The 16179-nt window shown below is 60.3% G+C and carries 13 protein-coding genes and 1 tRNA gene; 6 read left to right on the top strand and 8 right to left on the bottom strand.

Going from position 1 to position 16179, the window contains the following annotated elements:
- Window positions 1-34: 34 nt before the first annotated feature.
- The 3 genes from EII30_RS06880 to EII30_RS06870 all read left to right on the top strand — a co-directional run bounded on the left by EII30_RS06880 (window position 35) and on the right by EII30_RS06870 (window position 2548).
- Window positions 35-613: a DUF4190 domain-containing protein gene (locus EII30_RS06880; protein ID WP_124886599.1), complete on the top strand. Its 579-nt coding sequence runs from the start codon at window positions 35-37 to the stop codon at window positions 611-613.
- A gap of 144 nt (window positions 614-757) precedes the next feature.
- Window positions 758-1129 (top strand): DUF4190 domain-containing protein, encoded by a 372-nt coding sequence (locus EII30_RS06875; RefSeq protein ID WP_124886598.1) that lies wholly within the window; start codon window positions 758-760, stop codon window positions 1127-1129.
- Between the two features lie 42 nt (window positions 1130-1171).
- Window positions 1172-2548 carry an aldehyde dehydrogenase family protein gene (locus EII30_RS06870; protein WP_124886597.1) on the top strand — a complete coding sequence of 459 codons (1377 nt, stop codon included), beginning with the start codon at window positions 1172-1174 and terminating at the stop codon, window positions 2546-2548.
- Between the two features lie 101 nt (window positions 2549-2649).
- On the opposite strand, the gene EII30_RS06865 is transcribed toward EII30_RS06870, so the two are convergent.
- Window positions 2650-3021 carry a cupredoxin domain-containing protein gene (locus tag EII30_RS06865; RefSeq protein ID WP_124886596.1) on the bottom strand — a complete coding sequence of 124 codons (372 nt, stop codon included), beginning with the start codon at window positions 3019-3021 and terminating at the stop codon, window positions 2650-2652.
- A gap of 57 nt (window positions 3022-3078) precedes the next feature.
- Entirely contained in the window at window positions 3079-4512 is a 1434-nt protein-coding gene (locus EII30_RS06860; protein WP_124886595.1) for an NAD(P)H-quinone dehydrogenase, read from the bottom strand.
- A 150-nt stretch (window positions 4513-4662) separates the two neighbouring features.
- Between EII30_RS06860 and EII30_RS06855 the strand changes: the two genes are divergently transcribed.
- Window positions 4663-5145 carry an SIP domain-containing protein gene (locus tag EII30_RS06855; protein ID WP_124886594.1) on the top strand — a complete coding sequence of 161 codons (483 nt, stop codon included), beginning with the start codon at window positions 4663-4665 and terminating at the stop codon, window positions 5143-5145.
- A gap of 39 nt (window positions 5146-5184) precedes the next feature.
- Window positions 5185-6930 (top strand): L-aspartate oxidase, encoded by a 1746-nt coding sequence (locus tag EII30_RS06850; RefSeq protein WP_124886593.1) that lies wholly within the window; start codon window positions 5185-5187, stop codon window positions 6928-6930.
- Window positions 6931-7062: 132 nt separating this feature from the next.
- On the opposite strand, the gene EII30_RS06845 is transcribed toward EII30_RS06850, so the two are convergent.
- A complete protein-coding gene (locus EII30_RS06845; protein ID WP_124886592.1) occupies window positions 7063-7980 on the bottom strand; it encodes a purine-nucleoside phosphorylase in 918 nt (305 codons plus the stop codon).
- Between the two features lie 88 nt (window positions 7981-8068).
- On the opposite strand from EII30_RS06845, the gene EII30_RS06840 reads away from it, so the two are divergent.
- Window positions 8069-9937 carry a phospho-sugar mutase gene (locus EII30_RS06840; RefSeq protein ID WP_124886591.1) on the top strand — a complete coding sequence of 623 codons (1869 nt, stop codon included), beginning with the start codon at window positions 8069-8071 and terminating at the stop codon, window positions 9935-9937.
- Between the two features lie 6 nt (window positions 9938-9943).
- On the opposite strand, the gene EII30_RS06835 is transcribed toward EII30_RS06840, so the two are convergent.
- The 5 genes from EII30_RS06835 to EII30_RS06815 form a co-directional block, all read right to left on the bottom strand.
- On the bottom strand, window positions 9944-11044 hold the full coding sequence (locus EII30_RS06835) for a YihY/virulence factor BrkB family protein (protein ID WP_124886590.1): 1101 nt from the start codon (window positions 11042-11044) through the stop codon (window positions 9944-9946).
- 77 nt (window positions 11045-11121) lie between these two features.
- A tRNA-Arg gene (locus EII30_RS06830) sits at window positions 11122-11198 on the bottom strand.
- Window positions 11199-11258: 60 nt separating this feature from the next.
- Entirely contained in the window at window positions 11259-11939 is a 681-nt protein-coding gene (locus EII30_RS06825; RefSeq protein WP_124886589.1) for a TrmH family RNA methyltransferase, read from the bottom strand.
- 74 nt (window positions 11940-12013) lie between these two features.
- Window positions 12014-14170: an ATP-dependent Clp protease ATP-binding subunit gene (locus EII30_RS06820; protein ID WP_124886588.1), complete on the bottom strand. Its 2157-nt coding sequence runs from the start codon at window positions 14168-14170 to the stop codon at window positions 12014-12016.
- Between the two features lie 297 nt (window positions 14171-14467).
- Window positions 14468-16048: a D-alanyl-D-alanine carboxypeptidase family protein gene (locus EII30_RS06815; protein WP_158608678.1), complete on the bottom strand. Its 1581-nt coding sequence runs from the start codon at window positions 16046-16048 to the stop codon at window positions 14468-14470.
- Window positions 16049-16179 lie beyond the last annotated feature (131 nt).

Below are 16179 nucleotides of genomic sequence, written 5' to 3'. Positions count from 1 at the left end.
ACCCCAGCTAGCGGATCCAGAAAGAAGCAAAAAATTGTCTGCACCAGATAACCCCCCAACCCAGCCGCTGACGCCAGCGCAATCGGAGCAGACCGCGACGCCCGTGATGCCAGCGCCGGCCGTAACGTCGGAGCTGCGCTATGCTGCACCCCCGCAGGCGCAGCCGCAGACACCCGCACCAGCTACAGCCCCGGCGTATCCGGCGCAGAACACAGCACCTGCTTATCAGACCCAGCAGCAAGGCTACCCCGCACAGCCGCAGTACAGTGCGCCTCCGCAGTACGGTCCGGGCCAGCAGCAGGTGATCTACTACCCCGCATACGCAACCCCCGCAGCAAAAACCAACACTCTCGCACTGATCAGCTTGATCACTGGCCTTATTGCGTTTCCGCTGTATATGTTTTGGATTGGGGCGCCCCTCAGTATTGCTTCCCTGATCACCGGCTACATAGCTCTGCCCCAGATCAAACGGACCGGCGAGAGCGGCCGCGGTTTAGCGATGGCGGGCATTATCATCAGCTGGTCACTGCTCGGGATCTTCACGCTCTTCGGGATGGGTCTGCTGGTGCTCGTCCTGTTCTTTGATAACGCTTACCCGCCTTACCTCTACTAGCCAGTCCGCTGGCCAGTGCGACCCCGATCAGCTAGACCCCCTAGCAGCCCGAACCGCGACTGACCGGATCCACTAGCCAACCAGATCCACCCCCACCAACAACCAGACAAGACCCGCCGACCACCGAAGGAGAACTAAGGAAACATGACCGTTCCAAACTCACCCGAACAACCACAGCAAAGCTATCAGCAGCCGAGCTACCAACCGCCGAGCTACCAACCGCCAACCTATCACCAAACCACCTACGTGACGAACGTTAACGCTGCTCCACCAACCAACACCCTCGCGATCATTGGCTTCATTTTGAGCCTGCTGGGATTCAACGTGATCAGCCTGATCGTTTGTTACATCGCACTCGGCCAGATTAAACGCACCGGTGAGGGCGGCAAAGGATTTGCGTTCGCGGGTGTTATCATCAGCTGGGTGGCAATCGGCATTTTGCTGCTCATGGTAGTGCTCTGGATTGTTGTTGTCGTCATGGTCGCTGTCGGAGCCAATACCTACAACGGGTATTAAAACTAACCGGGGCGGTTAAGCCCCGTATTTCGAGGAGGAAACATGGCAAACTATCGAGTACAGAACCCCGCGACCGGCGAGGTCGTCGAAACCTTTGAACCCGCGACCGATACTCAGGTTGCCGAGATCCTCCAAAGCAGCGAGGCTGCCTACTTAGCGTGGCGCAAAAAATCCGTACAGGAACGCGCCGCCGCGATTAAGCGGGCAGCCGAGCTGTTTGCTGAACGCCGCCAGGAACTCGCCGAAACCATCACCCTGGAGATGGGTAAGAGCATCCCCGAGGCGCTCGACGAGGTTGATTTTGCGACCGACATTATCGACTACTATGCCGTGCACGGCCCGAGCCTGATAACCGAGGGTGAAATCCCGAGCACCGTCCCCGGCAAAGCGGTTATTCAGCGCCTCCCAATCGGGCCGCTGCTGGGTGTTATGCCGTGGAACTTCCCCTACTATCAGGTTGCGCGTTTCGCCGCCCCAAACCTGCTGCTCGGCAACACGGTGATTGTCAAGCACGCGGACATCTGCGCCCGCTCCGCACAGCTGATGGAGGACATCTTCCTTGAGGCTGGTGTTATCGAGGGTGGCTACCACAATATTTATGCCTCCCACGACCAGATTGCAAAAATTATTGCGGATCCGATCACCCAGGGTGTTTCGCTCACCGGCTCCGAGCGTGCCGGCGCAATTATCGCCGAACAGGCGGGCAAAAACCTGAAAAAGTGTGTGCTAGAGCTCGGCGGCAACGACCCGATGATCGTGCTCGCAGACGTTGATGTCACCGAGGTTGCGAAGGCGGCGTGGGACTTCCGCACCTACAACCTCGGCCAGGTGTGCAACTCCAACAAGCGGATCATTGTTGAGGACGGCATCTACGATGCCTTTGTTGCCGAGTTAGTGAAGCACGCAGCGGGTCTGCGCCCAGGTGATCCACGCGACCTGAAACCGGGCGAGTACGGCCCGATGTCGTCGAGAGCCGCGGCGGAAACCGTTGCCGAACAGGTTGACCGCGCGGTTGCAGTCGGTGCGCGCGTGCTCAGCGGCGGTGAACTCACCGCTGGTTCTGCCGCCTACTACTCACCGACCGTGCTGGTTGATGTGCCACGCGACTCAGGCATTTTCCACGAGGAAATCTTCGGCCCGGTCGTCACCGTCTACCGCGCAGCCGACGCGGACGACGCGCTCGCGCTCGCAAACGACTCAGCATACGGCCTGGGTGGATCCGTGTTCTCCCGCGATGTTGCTTTGGCGACCGAGCTGGCACAGCAGTTGAACGTCGGCATGGCGCACGTCAACACGATTGCGGCGGAGGCTGCGGAGCTGCCGTTCGGCGGGGTTAAACGCTCCGGTTTCGGGCGTGAGATGGGGCCGATCGGGATTGATGAGTTCGTCAACAAGCGACTGTTCTTTGTTGCGCCCTAGCGGGCACTGACCGACTGTGCCGCCGCTCGCACTCACAGCGCGGGCGGCGCTAGCGCGCCAGGCGGGTTTTGGCTCACCAGGCACAGCCGCCTAGCCTGCGGCTACTCGGTGACGGTCACAACCCCGCGCATCTCGGGGTGGATCGAGCAGATGTAGCTGAAGGTTCCAACCTCATCAAAAACGTGCGTGAAACTGCCCTCGTAAACCAGTTCACTCACGAATGAGCCGTCGGCAGCAACCACATCGTGTCGGTTGGTGCCAACAAACTCCCAGGTGACAGCCTCACCCTTTTTAATCGTCACCTCGGCGGGCTCGTATTTGTTATCAATAGCGTGAACTGTCACAGCCGGAGTAACCCCCTCCGCTGACGGAGTCACCTCCGGTTTTGCCGGCGCACAGGCACTCAACCCAAACAGCAGTGTCGCGGCCGCTGCGGCAGCGGTGAAACGGGGCAGGCTCTTTGTCAGACTCATTGTTACTCCTGTTTTGTTGAAAACACTGATCTTGGGTGCGGCTCACTAAAACCGTGACTAGCGGACGTGCAGGATCCGCGCCACATCCGAGATTGAGCCGGTGAGCGACGGATAAACGGTGAACGCCGCCGCGATCTGGTCAACGGTGAGGCGGTGTTCAACCGCGAGCGCAAGCGGGAAAATCAGCTCGGAGGCGCGCGGTGCAACGATCACACCGCCGCGCACCTCACCGGTCCGCTGCGAAGCAAACACCTTCACGAAGCCGTCTTTAATGCCCGCCATTTTCGCGCGCGGGTTGATTGCGAGCGGGATTTTATGGCTGACACAGCCGTAGCCTGGTCCGCCCTCCTGCAAATCGTTCTCGCTGAACCCGACCGTTGCAATCTCCGGTGAGGTGAACACGGTTGAGGCAACGTTATCGAGCGAGATTGGTCGCACAAAATCACCGAGCGCGTGCATAATCGCGGTGCGGCCCTGCATTGCGGCAACCGATGCGAGCGGGTAGAAATTGGTGCAGTCACCGGCCGCGTAAATCGACGGCACATTAGTGTTCGCAACCTTGTTAACCACAATGTGGCCAGAGTCGGTCACCTCAACCCCGATGTTCTCCAGACCGATACCGGCGGTGTTTGGGATGGATCCAACCGCCATCAGACAGTGGGAGCCGGTCACCTCCCTGCCGTCGGAAAGGGTGACGAGCACACCGTCCTCGGTGCGGGTTACGGTCTCGGCGCGCGACTTGCTTAAAACGTTCATGCCGGATCGCTTAAACACCCGCTCAATCACCGCTGCGGCGTCCGCGTCCTGCCCCGGCAGCACCTGCTCGCGACTAGAAACCAGGGTCACCTCGGCGCCGAGAATCCGGTAGGCGCTCGCGAACTCCGCACCGGTCACACCGGATCCGATAACGATCAGGTGCTCGGGCAACGTCTTTAAATCGTAGAGCTGTTTCCAGGTGAGGATCCGCTCCCCGTCCGGTTTTGCGCTGTCCAGCTCGCGCGGGCTCGCCCCCACCGCGACAACGATTGTGTCGGCTTTAATGTGGTCGAAATCGGTGCCACCCGCGGCGGTTGACACAACCAGCGAATTGGGACCGTCGATCCGTCCCTCGCCGTGCACAACTCGTACACCCGCCTCCTCTAGCGTTGCGTGCATGTCGACGGATTGAGCTGCCGCCATCGCTTTCAACCGTTTGTTGACCGTTGCGAAGTTGACGGCAATCTCTGGCCTAACTGGTTTTCCATCGCCGCCCGGCACATAGGTTTGCACACCGAGCGCGCCCGACTTCCGCACAGCAGCTGCGGCGTCGGCGGTTGCGATTAGGCTCTTTGACGGAACGACGTCGGTGAGCACTGCCGCGCCACCGACGCCGGCGCGCTCAATCAGGGTGACATCCGCGCCGAGCTGAGCACCGGCGAGCGCCGCCTCGTATCCACCCGGGCCACCACCCAAAACCGCAATTCGATGTTTACGCGCAAAAACATTAGCCATGTGTTTAAGTTTAGTTTCTCTTGACTGACTTTTAAACTTCTGCGGAGTATCCTGCGCCGAAACGGCAGATTTTGCCCTTTCTCGGCATGTAACCTGACAACCTGCTGTGAGTTCATGTCATTTTAGTAAGGGCAACCTAATATAAATAGTATGTATAACGACCGGCGGCACGAACAGTCAGATCAGCAACTCCATGTTGAATTCGATTTCGAGCACAGCTTTCTCGCTCACCCCCGCTTAAGAATCGTTGACCCGGTCGGTCTCGAGTGTGTTCTTGCGGCCGGTGATGCCGGCGATATCGCAGAGATCCAGGACTGGCTGTTCAGCCTGCCCGAGCACACCTTCGGACAGGTGTTTATTGAGGTGTTTTCTCCGATCCAGATAGTTGAACTCTTCACACCCAAACACATTTCCGTGACCTGGATTACCCGGGAGAAGCTGCGCCCGAGCAGCCGCCCCGGGATTGGGATCCCCCGCGGCAGTGCGCTACGCGACGCGGTTGATGCGTGGCTTAACGAGTGGGCTCGCCCTGAGGGCGGCAGCCACGTCCACATCTGGGCGGGAGCCCGCAGCAGTTCAATAATGAACCGCTACTGGCTGATGCTGCAGCGCGAACTAAAGAACGTTAGCTAGTCAAGTTGACAATTTAACAACCCTACAAAAGAGGAGATCATGACCGCTAATACCCCGAAAACACGCATATACAACACGACCGCTCTGGTCATTGGAACAGGTGGTTCAGGTTTGCGTGCAGCCATTGAGCTGCAGGAGCTGGGCCAGGACGTTATTGCGGTGGGTAAGCGACCGCGCTTTGACGCTCACACAACCCTGGCTGCCGGTGGTATTAACGCCGCGCTGGGCACCATGGATCCTGAAGACAGCTGGCAGCAGCACGCCGCCGACACCATCACCGAGAGCTATATGCTGGCGGATCCACGCACCGTCGAGATCGTAACCAAGAACGCTGCCCGCGGTATTGAGGACTTGGAGCGCTACGGCATGGGCTTTGCGCGCGAAGATGACGGCCGTATTTCGCTGCGCTTCTTCGGCGCACACACCTACCGCCGCACCGCGTTCTCAGGAGACTACACGGGTCTGGAGATCCAGCGCACCCTGGTTAACCGCGCTGAGCAGCTCGACATCCCAATCCTCGACACCGTCTACATCAGCCGCCTGCTGACCGACGAAAACGGTGTTGTCTCTGGCGCTTACGGTTTCGACCTGGTTGACGGCACCCGCATTATTGTGCGCGCTGACGCGGTTATTCTCGCGTCCGGTGGTCACAACCGAATCTGGCGCCGCACCTCCAGCCGCCGTAACGAGAACACCGGTGACACCTTCCGTCTCGCAGCTCTCGCTGGTGCGCGGATCCGTGACGCCGAGCTCGTGCAGTTCCACCCGTCAGGCATCCTCGAGCCAGAGAGCGAGGCGGGCACACTGATCAGCGAGGCAGCTCGCGGTGAGGGCGGTATTCTGCGCAACGCTCTCGGCGAGCGCTACATGCCAAAGTATGACCCGGAGCGTAAGGAGCTCAGCACCCGTGACCGTGTTGCTCTCGCCTCTGAAACCGAGATCCGTGAGGGCCGTGGCACCGCAAACGGCGGTGTGTGGCTTGACGTTTCACACCTGCCAAAAGAGCAGATTATGGAGCGTCTGCCACGCGTCTACTCGCTGATGCTTGAACTGCAGATGAAAGACATCACCAAAGAGCCGATGGAGATCGCTCCAACCGCTCACTACTCAATGGGCGGTGTTTGGGTGCGCCCAGAGGATCACAGCACCGAGGTGCCAGGTCTCTACGTTATCGGTGAGGCTTCATCCGGTCTGCACGGCGCAAACCGTCTCGGCGGTAACTCGCTGATCGAGCTGCTGGTTTACGGCCGCATTGTTGGTGAGGCGGTTGCGAAATACTCTGCTGAGCTCACCAGCCAGCCGCGATCCGCTCAGGCAGAGGCTGAGGCAGCAGCTGAGATGGACGACCTGCTGAACCGCAAGGGTGACGAGAACGTGCGTGCACTGCAGCGTGCGGTGCGCAACATTATGACCAAGTATGCGGGTGTTATCCGTGACGAGGAAGGCCTCACCCAGGGTCTGAAGGAGCTTGACGAGGTTGAGGCGCGCGTTGCCGGTCTCGGCGTTCACCCTGACCTCGCTGGTTTCCAGGATCTCGCAAACGCATACGACCTGCTCTCAACCATTATCGCCGCTCGGGCAACCCTGCAGTGTGCGCTCGAACGCCGCGAAACCCGCGGCTGCCACAACCGCACCGACTACCCAGAGACCGATCCTGCGCTGCAGGTGAACCTGGTGTGGTCACTCGACGGCACAGTTGAGAAGGAGCCGATTCCTGAGGTTCCAGCTGAGATCGCTGCGCTCATGCACGAGCACACCGATTACACAGGCAAGCTCGTTGAGTAACGAGCTCATCTAAACAAGCGGGGTCGCAAGTCTTGGGGTATAACTTGCGGCCCCGCTCTTTTGTGCCGCGGAGGCTTTGTTAAGGGTTAAGCCCCCGGCTAGTTTTTCACTGGGGCTTATGCCACGGGGAGCTTATGCCGCGGGGAGGCCGTGAACAACCCGGGTGAGCAGGTCCGCAAGCCGCGGCTCGGCGGCCTTACCCTGCGCAATCACCTCGTGATGATCCAGCGGCTCATCTGTGATTCCGGCGGCGGGGTTGGTTACCAGGGTGAATCCCAGGATCCGCATCCCGGCCGCGCGCGCCGCAATCGCCTCAAGCGCGGTTGACATGCCGACCGCGTCACCGCCGATTGTCCGCAGGAAGCGAATCTCGGCGGGGGTTTCAAAGTGAGGTCCAGGCAGCTGCACGTAGACACCCTCCTTAATACCGGGCTCAACCGTGCGCACATAGTCGCGCAGGGAGGAGCTGTAGAGGTCTGTCATGTCAACAAACTCGGCGCCCTTTAGCGGGCTGGTCGCGGTCAGATTGATGTGGTCGCTGATTAGCACCGCCTCACCAACCTGATATTGCTCGTTGATACCACCCGAGCCGTTGGTGAGGATCAGGGTTTTCGCTCCCGCGGCGGCGGCTGTGCGGACACCGTGAGCAACCGCGTCCACCCCGTGCCCCTCATAGAGGTGGGTGCGAGCGCCGATGACCAGCACAATCCGCTCATCAGGCAGACGCAGCAGCGTTAGCTTGCCTGAGTGCCCGATAATGCCCGCGCTGTAGAAGCCGGGGACGGTGTCGCCGGCGAAACTCGCGATCACCTCGCCAAGCTGCTCTGCCGCTTTGCCCCAGCCGCTGCCGAGGGTGAGCGCGATATCAATCTTTGGGATACCAGCTCCTGTCAGCAGGAAATCCGCTGCCTGCTGTGCAAGCTCCGCGGTTGAGAGTGAGCCGGTGCCGCCCGCACTGCCTGCTGCCGCGCTGCCTGCTGCCGCGCCTGTTGCAGCGCCGTTGTCGCTGGGTGAGCCGTGGTTTTCTGTTGTGCCGCTGTTTTGGGTCATGCCGCTATTCTATAACGCCCAGGGCATAAAAGCCTCCCCTAAAAAACAGTATTTTCTGCTAGTTTTAGATAGCAGAAAAGAGGTTAATATGGCCAGAGATGAACTGCTGATCGCCGCTAAGGCATGGTGCGAGCAGGATCCCGACAGCGAAACCCGCGCCGAGCTGCAGCGACTAATGGCAGCATACTCTCGCACCGGCACGGGCGAGCTGGTTGAGCGGTTTAGCGGCAGGCTAAAGTTCGGTACAGCGGGTCTGCGCGCCGAACTCGGTGCCGGGCCGATGCGCATGAACAGGGTTGTTGTTGCGCAAACCACTCTAGGCTTTGCAAACTTCCTGCTCACCCGCGCCGCTGCCGGCAGCGCCACCCAGCCACCGACCATTGTGATCGGTTTTGACGCCCGCAAAAACTCTGCCGTGTTTGCCGCGGATATTGCAGAGATTATGCAAGGGTCCGGGGTTAACGCACTGCTGCTGCCGGGGCCTGTGCCAACCCCCGTGACGGCGTTCGCGGTGAAACACCTAAACGCGAGCGCCGGCGTGATGGTAACCGCCAGCCACAACCCACCTAACGACAACGGCTACAAGGTGTATCTCGGCGATGCCGACGCCGGTTCACAGATTATTCCGCCCGATGATAACGCTATCGCCGAAGCAATCAATGCCGCCGCCGCTGAGGCGATCAGCGCCTATCCGCGCTCAGGCGACTACACGCGATTGACTGACGCGATAGTGGCCGACTATGTTGCGGCGACCGCGGCCGCAACCGGTTCCCCGGCGTTGGGGGGTGCCTCGCCCGCGCAGGCCGCGAGCGATTCTGTTGGCGGGGGTGGATCCGCAAGCCCCACACCCAAGCTGGTTTATACCGCGATGCACGGGGTTGGTGCCCAAACCACAGAGCGGGTGTTTGCCGCCACGGGACTGCCGCGGCTGACCCCAGTGCCTGAGCAGATTGTGCCAGACAGTGCTTTCCCAACCGTCGAGTTTCCAAACCCGGAGGAGCCGGGCGCCCTCGATCTCGCCTTTGACCGGGCAAAAGCTTGCGGCGCGGACGCGATTATCGCGCACGATCCCGACGCTGACCGGCTCGCGGTTGCGCTCCCCGACCCGGAGCATCCCGGAGAATATCGGGCGTTAAGCGGCAACCAGTTGGGACTGCTGCTCGGGTGGCGGATCGCGGAAAAAACCGCCGCTCAGCTGGCTGCGGCCGGCGAGAACACCGCCCAGTCGGCGGCGTCAGCTAACCCGAAGACATCAACTAACCCGGCAGCATCAACTGACCCGGCGGAGCACACTGCGCCCGGCGCCGCCCGGATCCGCCCCGCGCTCGCCTGCACAATTGTTTCCTCCCCGGCGCTCGGCGCGGTCGCAAAACACTACGGTTTCAACTATGCCGAGACGCTCTCCGGGTTTAAGTGGGTTTCCCGCATTCCGGGCCTTGTTTTCGGGTTTGAGGAGGCGCTCGGCTACCTGGTAAACCCGGGCGTGCTGCGCGACAAGGACGGCATCTCCGCCGCCGCCGAGATCACCTCGCTAATCTGCGAACTACACAGCCGCGGAGAAACCCTGTGGGACCAGCTCGACCGCGCAAGCGACCTGTTTGGTCACTTTGTGAGCGACCAGATCACGTTGCGGCTTAGCTCGCGCGAGGAGGTTGAGCAGCTCGCCCAGGTGCTCCGAGAAGCACCCGCAACCGAGATCGGTGGGCTGGATGTTGAATCATTCAGCGACCTGCTGCAGCCGGGCGTGAGTGAGGTGCCCGCGAATGTGCTGCGCTACGATCTTGCTGGCGGCGCCCGTCTAATGATCCGCCCGAGCGGCACCGAGCCGAAACTGAAGCTGTATCTTGACGCGGTTAGCACCTTGGCGGATCCGGTAAAACGGCGCGCTGAGGCTGCCCAGCTACTGCAGCAACTGCGGGACGGCGCCACCGCGCTGTTAAAGGCACAGGGCGCTTAGTCTCAGCTACCTGATCTCGCGCCGATACTTTCGGATTGCCGCGTAGCGCCGCACCTTTTCGAGATATTCCAGCTCAATATCGGTGAGCTGTGTTTCGCGATGCTCCTCAACGACTAAAACACTGTCGTCACGCTCTGATGGAGGCATCCCCAGGTGGGTGTTGATGCGTGTCGCAATCCACGAAGAAGTCAAAAGCAGCACCGTGCAGAGCAGGTTGAACCAGATCAACAGACCGATCAGCACAGCAAACGAGGCAAGCAGCGGGTTTTTTGTGGCACCGCCCAGCAGCGCACTACCGAGCAGTTTAATCACCAGGAAACCGGCTGCTCCGATAACACTGCCAAGCAGAATATCTTTTTTGTAGCCCTGCACCTTTGCGAGCACGCGGTGGATCAGGAAGATGATCAACACATCGAACGCAAACAGCACAACATACCCGAACACACTGACGACACTGTTTAGCAGCCATGAATCCTCGCCAACACCGAGGAACACGAACAGCGTATTTGCAGCGCTCGACGACAGAACTATCAGGCCAGCTGAAATAACAATCATAACCCCGAAGAACAGCGCCAAACCGGTGTCACGCAGTTTCAAAACCACCGGGTTGCCGTACTCGCGGGTGTCGAGCATGAAAATCATGCGGATCGCGTTGCGGGTGTTTGTAAACCAGGCAACTGTCACCAAGAACAGCGAAACAATGGCGATAGCCCCAGTCCACCCGATAACGCTGGTGCTCAGCAGCGTTTCTAGATCAACGGCACCACCCTTCCCGAACAGCCCCGGCACCATGGTGTCGAGCTGAGCGACAATGGTGGCCAAAAGCTCCGGATTTGAGGCGAGTAACTGCCCAAAGACTGCGAACCCGATAAACAGACCAGCGAACACAGCGAACAGCGCTTGAAAACTCATGCCGGCTGCTAGTAGGGTGCCGTTTAGCAGCATCAGGTGGGTAAAAGCACGCATCGGGTGACTGCGTTTCACACGCTCAAAAAACAGCTGCGCCTTGCCGACGGGTTTGTGCATCTGCTCAACGGCTTTGCGCGCCTCCAGCTCCGCCACAGCTTCTCGGCGTAATCGAGCCAGTCTCTGCTTTTTAAAACACATGATATTAACCCTATCAAGCAATGACTAAAACAAAACCCCGGCACTGCATTTCGCAACCGCCGGGGTTCTATTTTGATTGGCGCGCCCTAAGGGATTCGAACCCCTGGCCTTCTGATCCGTAGTCAGACGCTCTATCCAGCTGAGCTAAGGGCGCACGTTGATCAAATGAATCAACTTATGAAACTATACACCACTTTTGCCGATAACACAAAAATTAGCGGTCAGCAGCACCTGGCACGTGGGCGGATCGCTGATTCACCCAGCTATACATCGCCACCGCCGCGGCCGCTGAGGCATTGATTGAGCGAGTGGAGCCGTACTGGGTGATCTCAACAACCGCCTCCGCAGCGGCTATCGCCTCGTTTGTCAGCCCCGGCCCCTCCTGCCCGAACAACATAACGCACCGCTCAGGCCAGTCGAAGGTCTCCATTGGGACACAACCCGGCACGTTGTCGATCGCGATAATCGGCAGCCCCTCTGCCGCTGCCCAGGAGGTGAGCGCGGCAACGTTCTCGTGGTGCACAACGTGCTGGTAGCGGTCGGTAACCATCGCTCCGCGCTTGTTCCAGCGTTTCCGGCCAACAATGTGGACGGTGTCAGCCCCGAACGCGTTGGCGCTGCGCACAATCGAGCCGATGTTCATGTCGTGCTGCCAGTTCTCGATCGCGACGTGGAAACTGTGCCTGGTCTGGTCGAGATCCGCTTTAATCGCCTCCATCCGCCAGTAGCGGTAGCGGTCAACCACGTTGCGGCTGTCCCCGTTTGCTAAAAGCTCCGGGTCATACCAGGGTTCGGTCGGCCAGTCTGCCTCGCTGCCCGGCCACGGCCCCACCCCCGCCGTGGAAAGCTCGGGGTGGGTGCCGGGTGCCGGAAGCTGGTTACTGTTTGAGTTCACCCGTTTATTCTCTCATGCCTGCGGCGCCGTCGTGCGGGGCTGGTGTCGCCGTCGCGCGGGGCTGGCGGATCCGCCTACATCTTCTCGAGTCGCAGTTTATCGCCGTCAAGATCGACGCGGACAGTGTCACCGTCGCGCACCTCACCGGCGAGCAGGGTGCGAGCCAGCTGGTCCTCGACACTGCGCTGAATCAGCCTACGCAGCGGCCTAGCGCCGTAGTGTGGGTCGTAGCCGCGGTGAGCAAGCCAGGCCCTCGCCTCCGGTGTCACCCCGAGGGTGAGACGCCGGTCGCCCAGGCGCTGCTGCAGTCGGTCGATGCTGAGATCCACGATCCGCGCCAGCTCATTCTCGCTGAGCGGTTTAAACACCACCATCTCATCGAGCCGGTTAACGAACTCGGGACGGAAGGAGCGCTCCACGGTTTCGATAACCCGCTGCTGTTTCTGCTCCCAGTCAAGCTGGTCGTCGATGAGGAACTGGCTGCCCAGGTTCGAGGTGAGGATCAGGATAACGTTGCGGAAGTCAACCGTGCGCCCCTGACCGTCGGTGAGCCTACCGTCGTCAAGCACCTGCAACAGCACATCGAACACCTCCGGGTGCGCTTTTTCAACCTCGTCGAGCAGCACAACCGAGTATGGGCGGCGTCTTACCGCCTCGGTTAGCTGGCCGCCCTGCTCGTAGCCGACATAGCCAGGAGGGGCCCCAATCAGCCGGGCAACGGAGTGTTTCTCAGCGTATTCGGACATGTCGATCCGCACCATCGCCCGCTCGTCGTCAAACAGGAACTCGGCGAGAGCCTTCGCGAGCTCGGTTTTGCCGACACCGGTTGGTCCTAAGAACAGGAACGAACCGGTTGGGCGGTTTGGATCCGAAATCCCCGCGCGGGTTCTGCGCACCGCGTCAGCAACCGCGCTCACCGCGTCGGTTTGCCCGATCAGGCGTTTACCAAGCTCGGACTCAAGGTGCAGTAGTTTCTCGGTTTCGCCCTGCAGCAGTTTACCGACTGGCACGCCCGTCCACGCCGCAACTACCTCGGCGATGTCCGCCTCAGTAACCTGCTCGTTCACCATCCGCTCAGCGCTATCACCGTTTTGCGCGGTTTTAGCATCGTGCTCTGCCTGCTTTAGCGCTGTCTCGGTCTGCGGAATCTCGCCGTAGAGGATCTTGGATGCCTGCTCGAGTTTGCCCTCGCGCTGGGCACGATCCGCCGACATCCTAAGCTGGTCGAGTTTCTCTCGCAGCTCACCAACCCGGTTGAGGCTGCTCCGTTCCTCTTCCCAGCGGGTCTCCAACGCCTTAAGCTCCTCGGTTTTGGCCGTGAGCGTTTCGCGCAGCGACGCGAGACGATCTTTCGAAGCGGCGTCCTTCTCTTTCTTCAGAGCAAGCTCCTCGAGTTTCAGGCGGTCAACCGCGCGCCTGAGCTCATCTATCTCAACCGGCGCGGAGTCAATCTCCATCCGCAGACGGCTCGCCGCCTCATCAATCAGGTCGATCGCCTTGTCTGGCAGCTGCCGCGATGTGATGTAGCGGTTTGACAGGGACGCGGCCGCAACCAGCGCCGAGTCGGCGATTGTCACCTTGTGGTGTGCCTCATAGCGCTCTTTTAGGCCGCGCAGGATCGCAACCGTGTCTGCCACGCTCGGCTCACCAACATACACCTGCTGGAAGCGCCGCTCCAGAGCCGCGTCTTTTTCAATGTATTCGCGGTACTCGTCAAGCGTTGTTGCGCCGATCAGCCGTAGTTCACCGCGAGCAAGCATCGGCTTTAACATCTGTGAGGCCGCAACGGATGACTCACCGCCGCCCGCGCCCATCAGGGTGTGGAGCTCATCAATAAAGGTGATAATCTGCCCGTCAGACTCTTTAATCTCGGCGAGCACCGCCTTCATCCGCTCCTCAAACTGACCGCGGTAGCTGGCGCCCGCAATCAGCGCCGAAATGTCGAGGGAGATAAGCTCTTTGTCCTTCAGCGAATCAGCGACGTCGCCCGCCACAATCCGCTGTGCAAGCCCCTCAACAACCGCGGTTTTGCCGACACCGGGTTCGCCAATCAGCACCGGGTTGTTCTTGGTGCGACGGGTGAGCACCTGGCTGACCCGCCGAATCTCTGAGTCCCGTCCGATAACCGGGTCGAGTTTGCCACTGCGCGCGATCTCGGTGAGGTTAACGCCGAACTGCTCTAGTGCGCTCTGCTGCTCCTGGGAGTTCTGCTGCCCAGCTGCTTGGTTCATAATTTTGCTCCTGTCGCTAGGTTTAATACTGTTGTCTGCCCAGTCTCCCGCAACGCAGGTAAACTTGAGCCGTTATGACTCAAGTTTACCTAATCGGGGAAACCTGAGTCAAGTGGACTCAAGTTTTGTCGGCGTTCTCCCAGGCTGGCTAGGACACGGACTAGCGCAGGGTCGCCAGATGCAGCAAAACCGCCCCTCAGGAGCGGTTTTGTGAGGGTTTCCGGGGCGTTGCGCGGCGGGTACCCGCTATCCCTGCGGGCGCCTTCAATCCCTGCGGGTGTCAGCGATTTTCAAAAGCTAGTTGCTGAACACCTCAGCGGGGTGGGTTAGTCGCCACAGCAGATCCGGCTCCGGCACTGACCCGTCCAAGCGCAGAGGCAACTGCAGCGTGGAGCCGCTCGGCCACTCGACGGTGGCGGATCCGCCCTCCCCGGCAACCTTCGCGGTCACCCGCGCACTCTCCCCCGGCAAAAGCGGGGCGGTGATCGGCTGCGGGTTATCGCTGTGCGCTCTGAACTCGTCGCCTGCGCCGCTATAACGGTATGCCCAACTTTGCGACGCGGGCACAAGCTCGGTCTGCGCATTCACGACCGCCGCACCCGCAGTCGACAACAGCGTCACCGAGTCGCTGTGGCGGGCAGCGGCATCCGCTCGCCCGAGCACCACGGCAACGATTAGCACTCGCCGCTCAAGACGCTGCTGCGCCGGCAAAATCTCTCCCTCAGCAGTCGCTGCCGCCTCGCCCTGTGCGGATCCGCCATCGCCACTCTGCCCCGCCAGACTCTCGTCACCGAGTACGGCGCGAGCTGCGTGCGGCAGCGCCGCCCCGTTCCACATTGCCCCGGCCTGGTCGGGCAGGGTTGCCCAGGTCGCGGTTAGCAGGTTAAAACTGTCGAGCGTCCCGGTTTTAACGCCCGAGGCGAGTCCCTGCTGCAGCACCGTGTTGGTGTTGTAAACGGTTCCGAAGCCGGGAATGTCGGCGCTTGGTTGCGCCACAATCGCTGCGAGTTGCGGATCCAACATCGCTAGCTCGCCGAGCCGCAGCAGGTCTCTGACAGTGCTGCGGTTTTCTGGGCTGCGCCCCGCAGCGTCCACAATAACCGTTGAGCTAAGACCTTTGGCCGCAAGCCACTGCTGGGCCTGTGCCAGGAACGCCGCGTCGCTGCCGAAGATCCACCTGGAGTAGGCGATCGCGAAGTTGTTTGCACTCGGCAGCATCATCAGCTGCAGCAGCTGCGTGCCGGTGAGTGTTGTGCCCTCTGCAACGTCAACGACGCTGCCGTTTAGCAGGGCTGATTCGGCGGTGATCTGCAGTGTGTCCGCGGTTACCGCGTATGACCCGAAACTTTCGAGCGTGTGCCCGTTCGCGGCTAACGCTTCCAGCCCGACGAGCGCGGTTATCACCTTTGTGATGCTCGCGATGCTGTGCTGGTTTTCGTTGTTGACCCAGCTGCTGCTGTGTTCTCTGGTGTGGATCGTGTCAGCCCTCGCGCCCGCTGCTTCGCCGCCGTCTCTTCCCTCACCCGCGCCGGTGTCACTGTCGGTTGCTGTTCCGAAGTCGATGCCGAGTTCGTGCGAGAGTTGGGCTTTAAGGTCTGCGCCGGTTGCTGCCGCGGCGGTTTCGCTCGGGGTGATGGTTATGGTGTCTTGTGTCAGCAGTGAGATACCTGCTGGTTGTGCCTGTGCGAGCACCGCTGTTTCGATTGTGCTGGCGTCGCCTGTGATGATGGTTTCCGCTTCGTCCTGCAGCACCGGGTGTTGGGTTTTAAGAGGAGTTATTGCGACGGCAACTGTGTATCCCGCTGCACCCAAGATTGCGAGGGTGACGGTTGCTGCGATGAGCCGCAGTTTACGGGGTTTTACGGTTTGAGTTGGCACTTGAAAATTATAAACAGCCGAGGCGCTAAATGTCAGCTGTGCTGAGGGGGCCCCGTTTTTAGGTCCAGGCGTTATTAGAGTTTTTCAACCCGCCACCTGCTGTTGAGCAAACTCTCTCGGAGTGAGATAAC

It is taken from the genome of Leucobacter sp. OH1287, assembly GCF_003859945.1.
Taxonomy (GTDB): domain Bacteria; phylum Actinomycetota; class Actinomycetes; order Actinomycetales; family Microbacteriaceae; genus Canibacter.
This window is presented reverse-complemented; position numbering and strand designations above follow the sequence as displayed.

Coding starts and splice junctions, on each gene's coding strand:
- EII30_RS06850 (WP_124886593.1), top strand. CDS start 5,185: ATGACCGCTAATACCCCGAAAACACGCATATACAACACGACCGCTCTG.
- EII30_RS06840 (WP_124886591.1), top strand. CDS start 8,069: ATGGCCAGAGATGAACTGCTGATCGCCGCTAAGGCATGGTGCGAGCAG.
- EII30_RS06855 (WP_124886594.1), top strand. CDS start 4,663: ATGTATAACGACCGGCGGCACGAACAGTCAGATCAGCAACTCCATGTT.
- EII30_RS06865 (WP_124886596.1), bottom strand. CDS start 3,021: ATGAGTCTGACAAAGAGCCTGCCCCGTTTCACCGCTGCCGCAGCGGCC.
- EII30_RS06845 (WP_124886592.1), bottom strand. CDS start 7,980: ATGACCCAAAACAGCGGCACAACAGAAAACCACGGCTCACCCAGCGAC.
- EII30_RS06860 (WP_124886595.1), bottom strand. CDS start 4,512: ATGGCTAATGTTTTTGCGCGTAAACATCGAATTGCGGTTTTGGGTGGT.
- EII30_RS06875 (WP_124886598.1), top strand. CDS start 758: ATGACCGTTCCAAACTCACCCGAACAACCACAGCAAAGCTATCAGCAG.
- EII30_RS06870 (WP_124886597.1), top strand. CDS start 1,172: ATGGCAAACTATCGAGTACAGAACCCCGCGACCGGCGAGGTCGTCGAA.
- EII30_RS06835 (WP_124886590.1), bottom strand. CDS start 11,044: ATGTGTTTTAAAAAGCAGAGACTGGCTCGATTACGCCGAGAAGCTGTG.
- EII30_RS06820 (WP_124886588.1), bottom strand. CDS start 14,170: ATGAACCAAGCAGCTGGGCAGCAGAACTCCCAGGAGCAGCAGAGCGCA.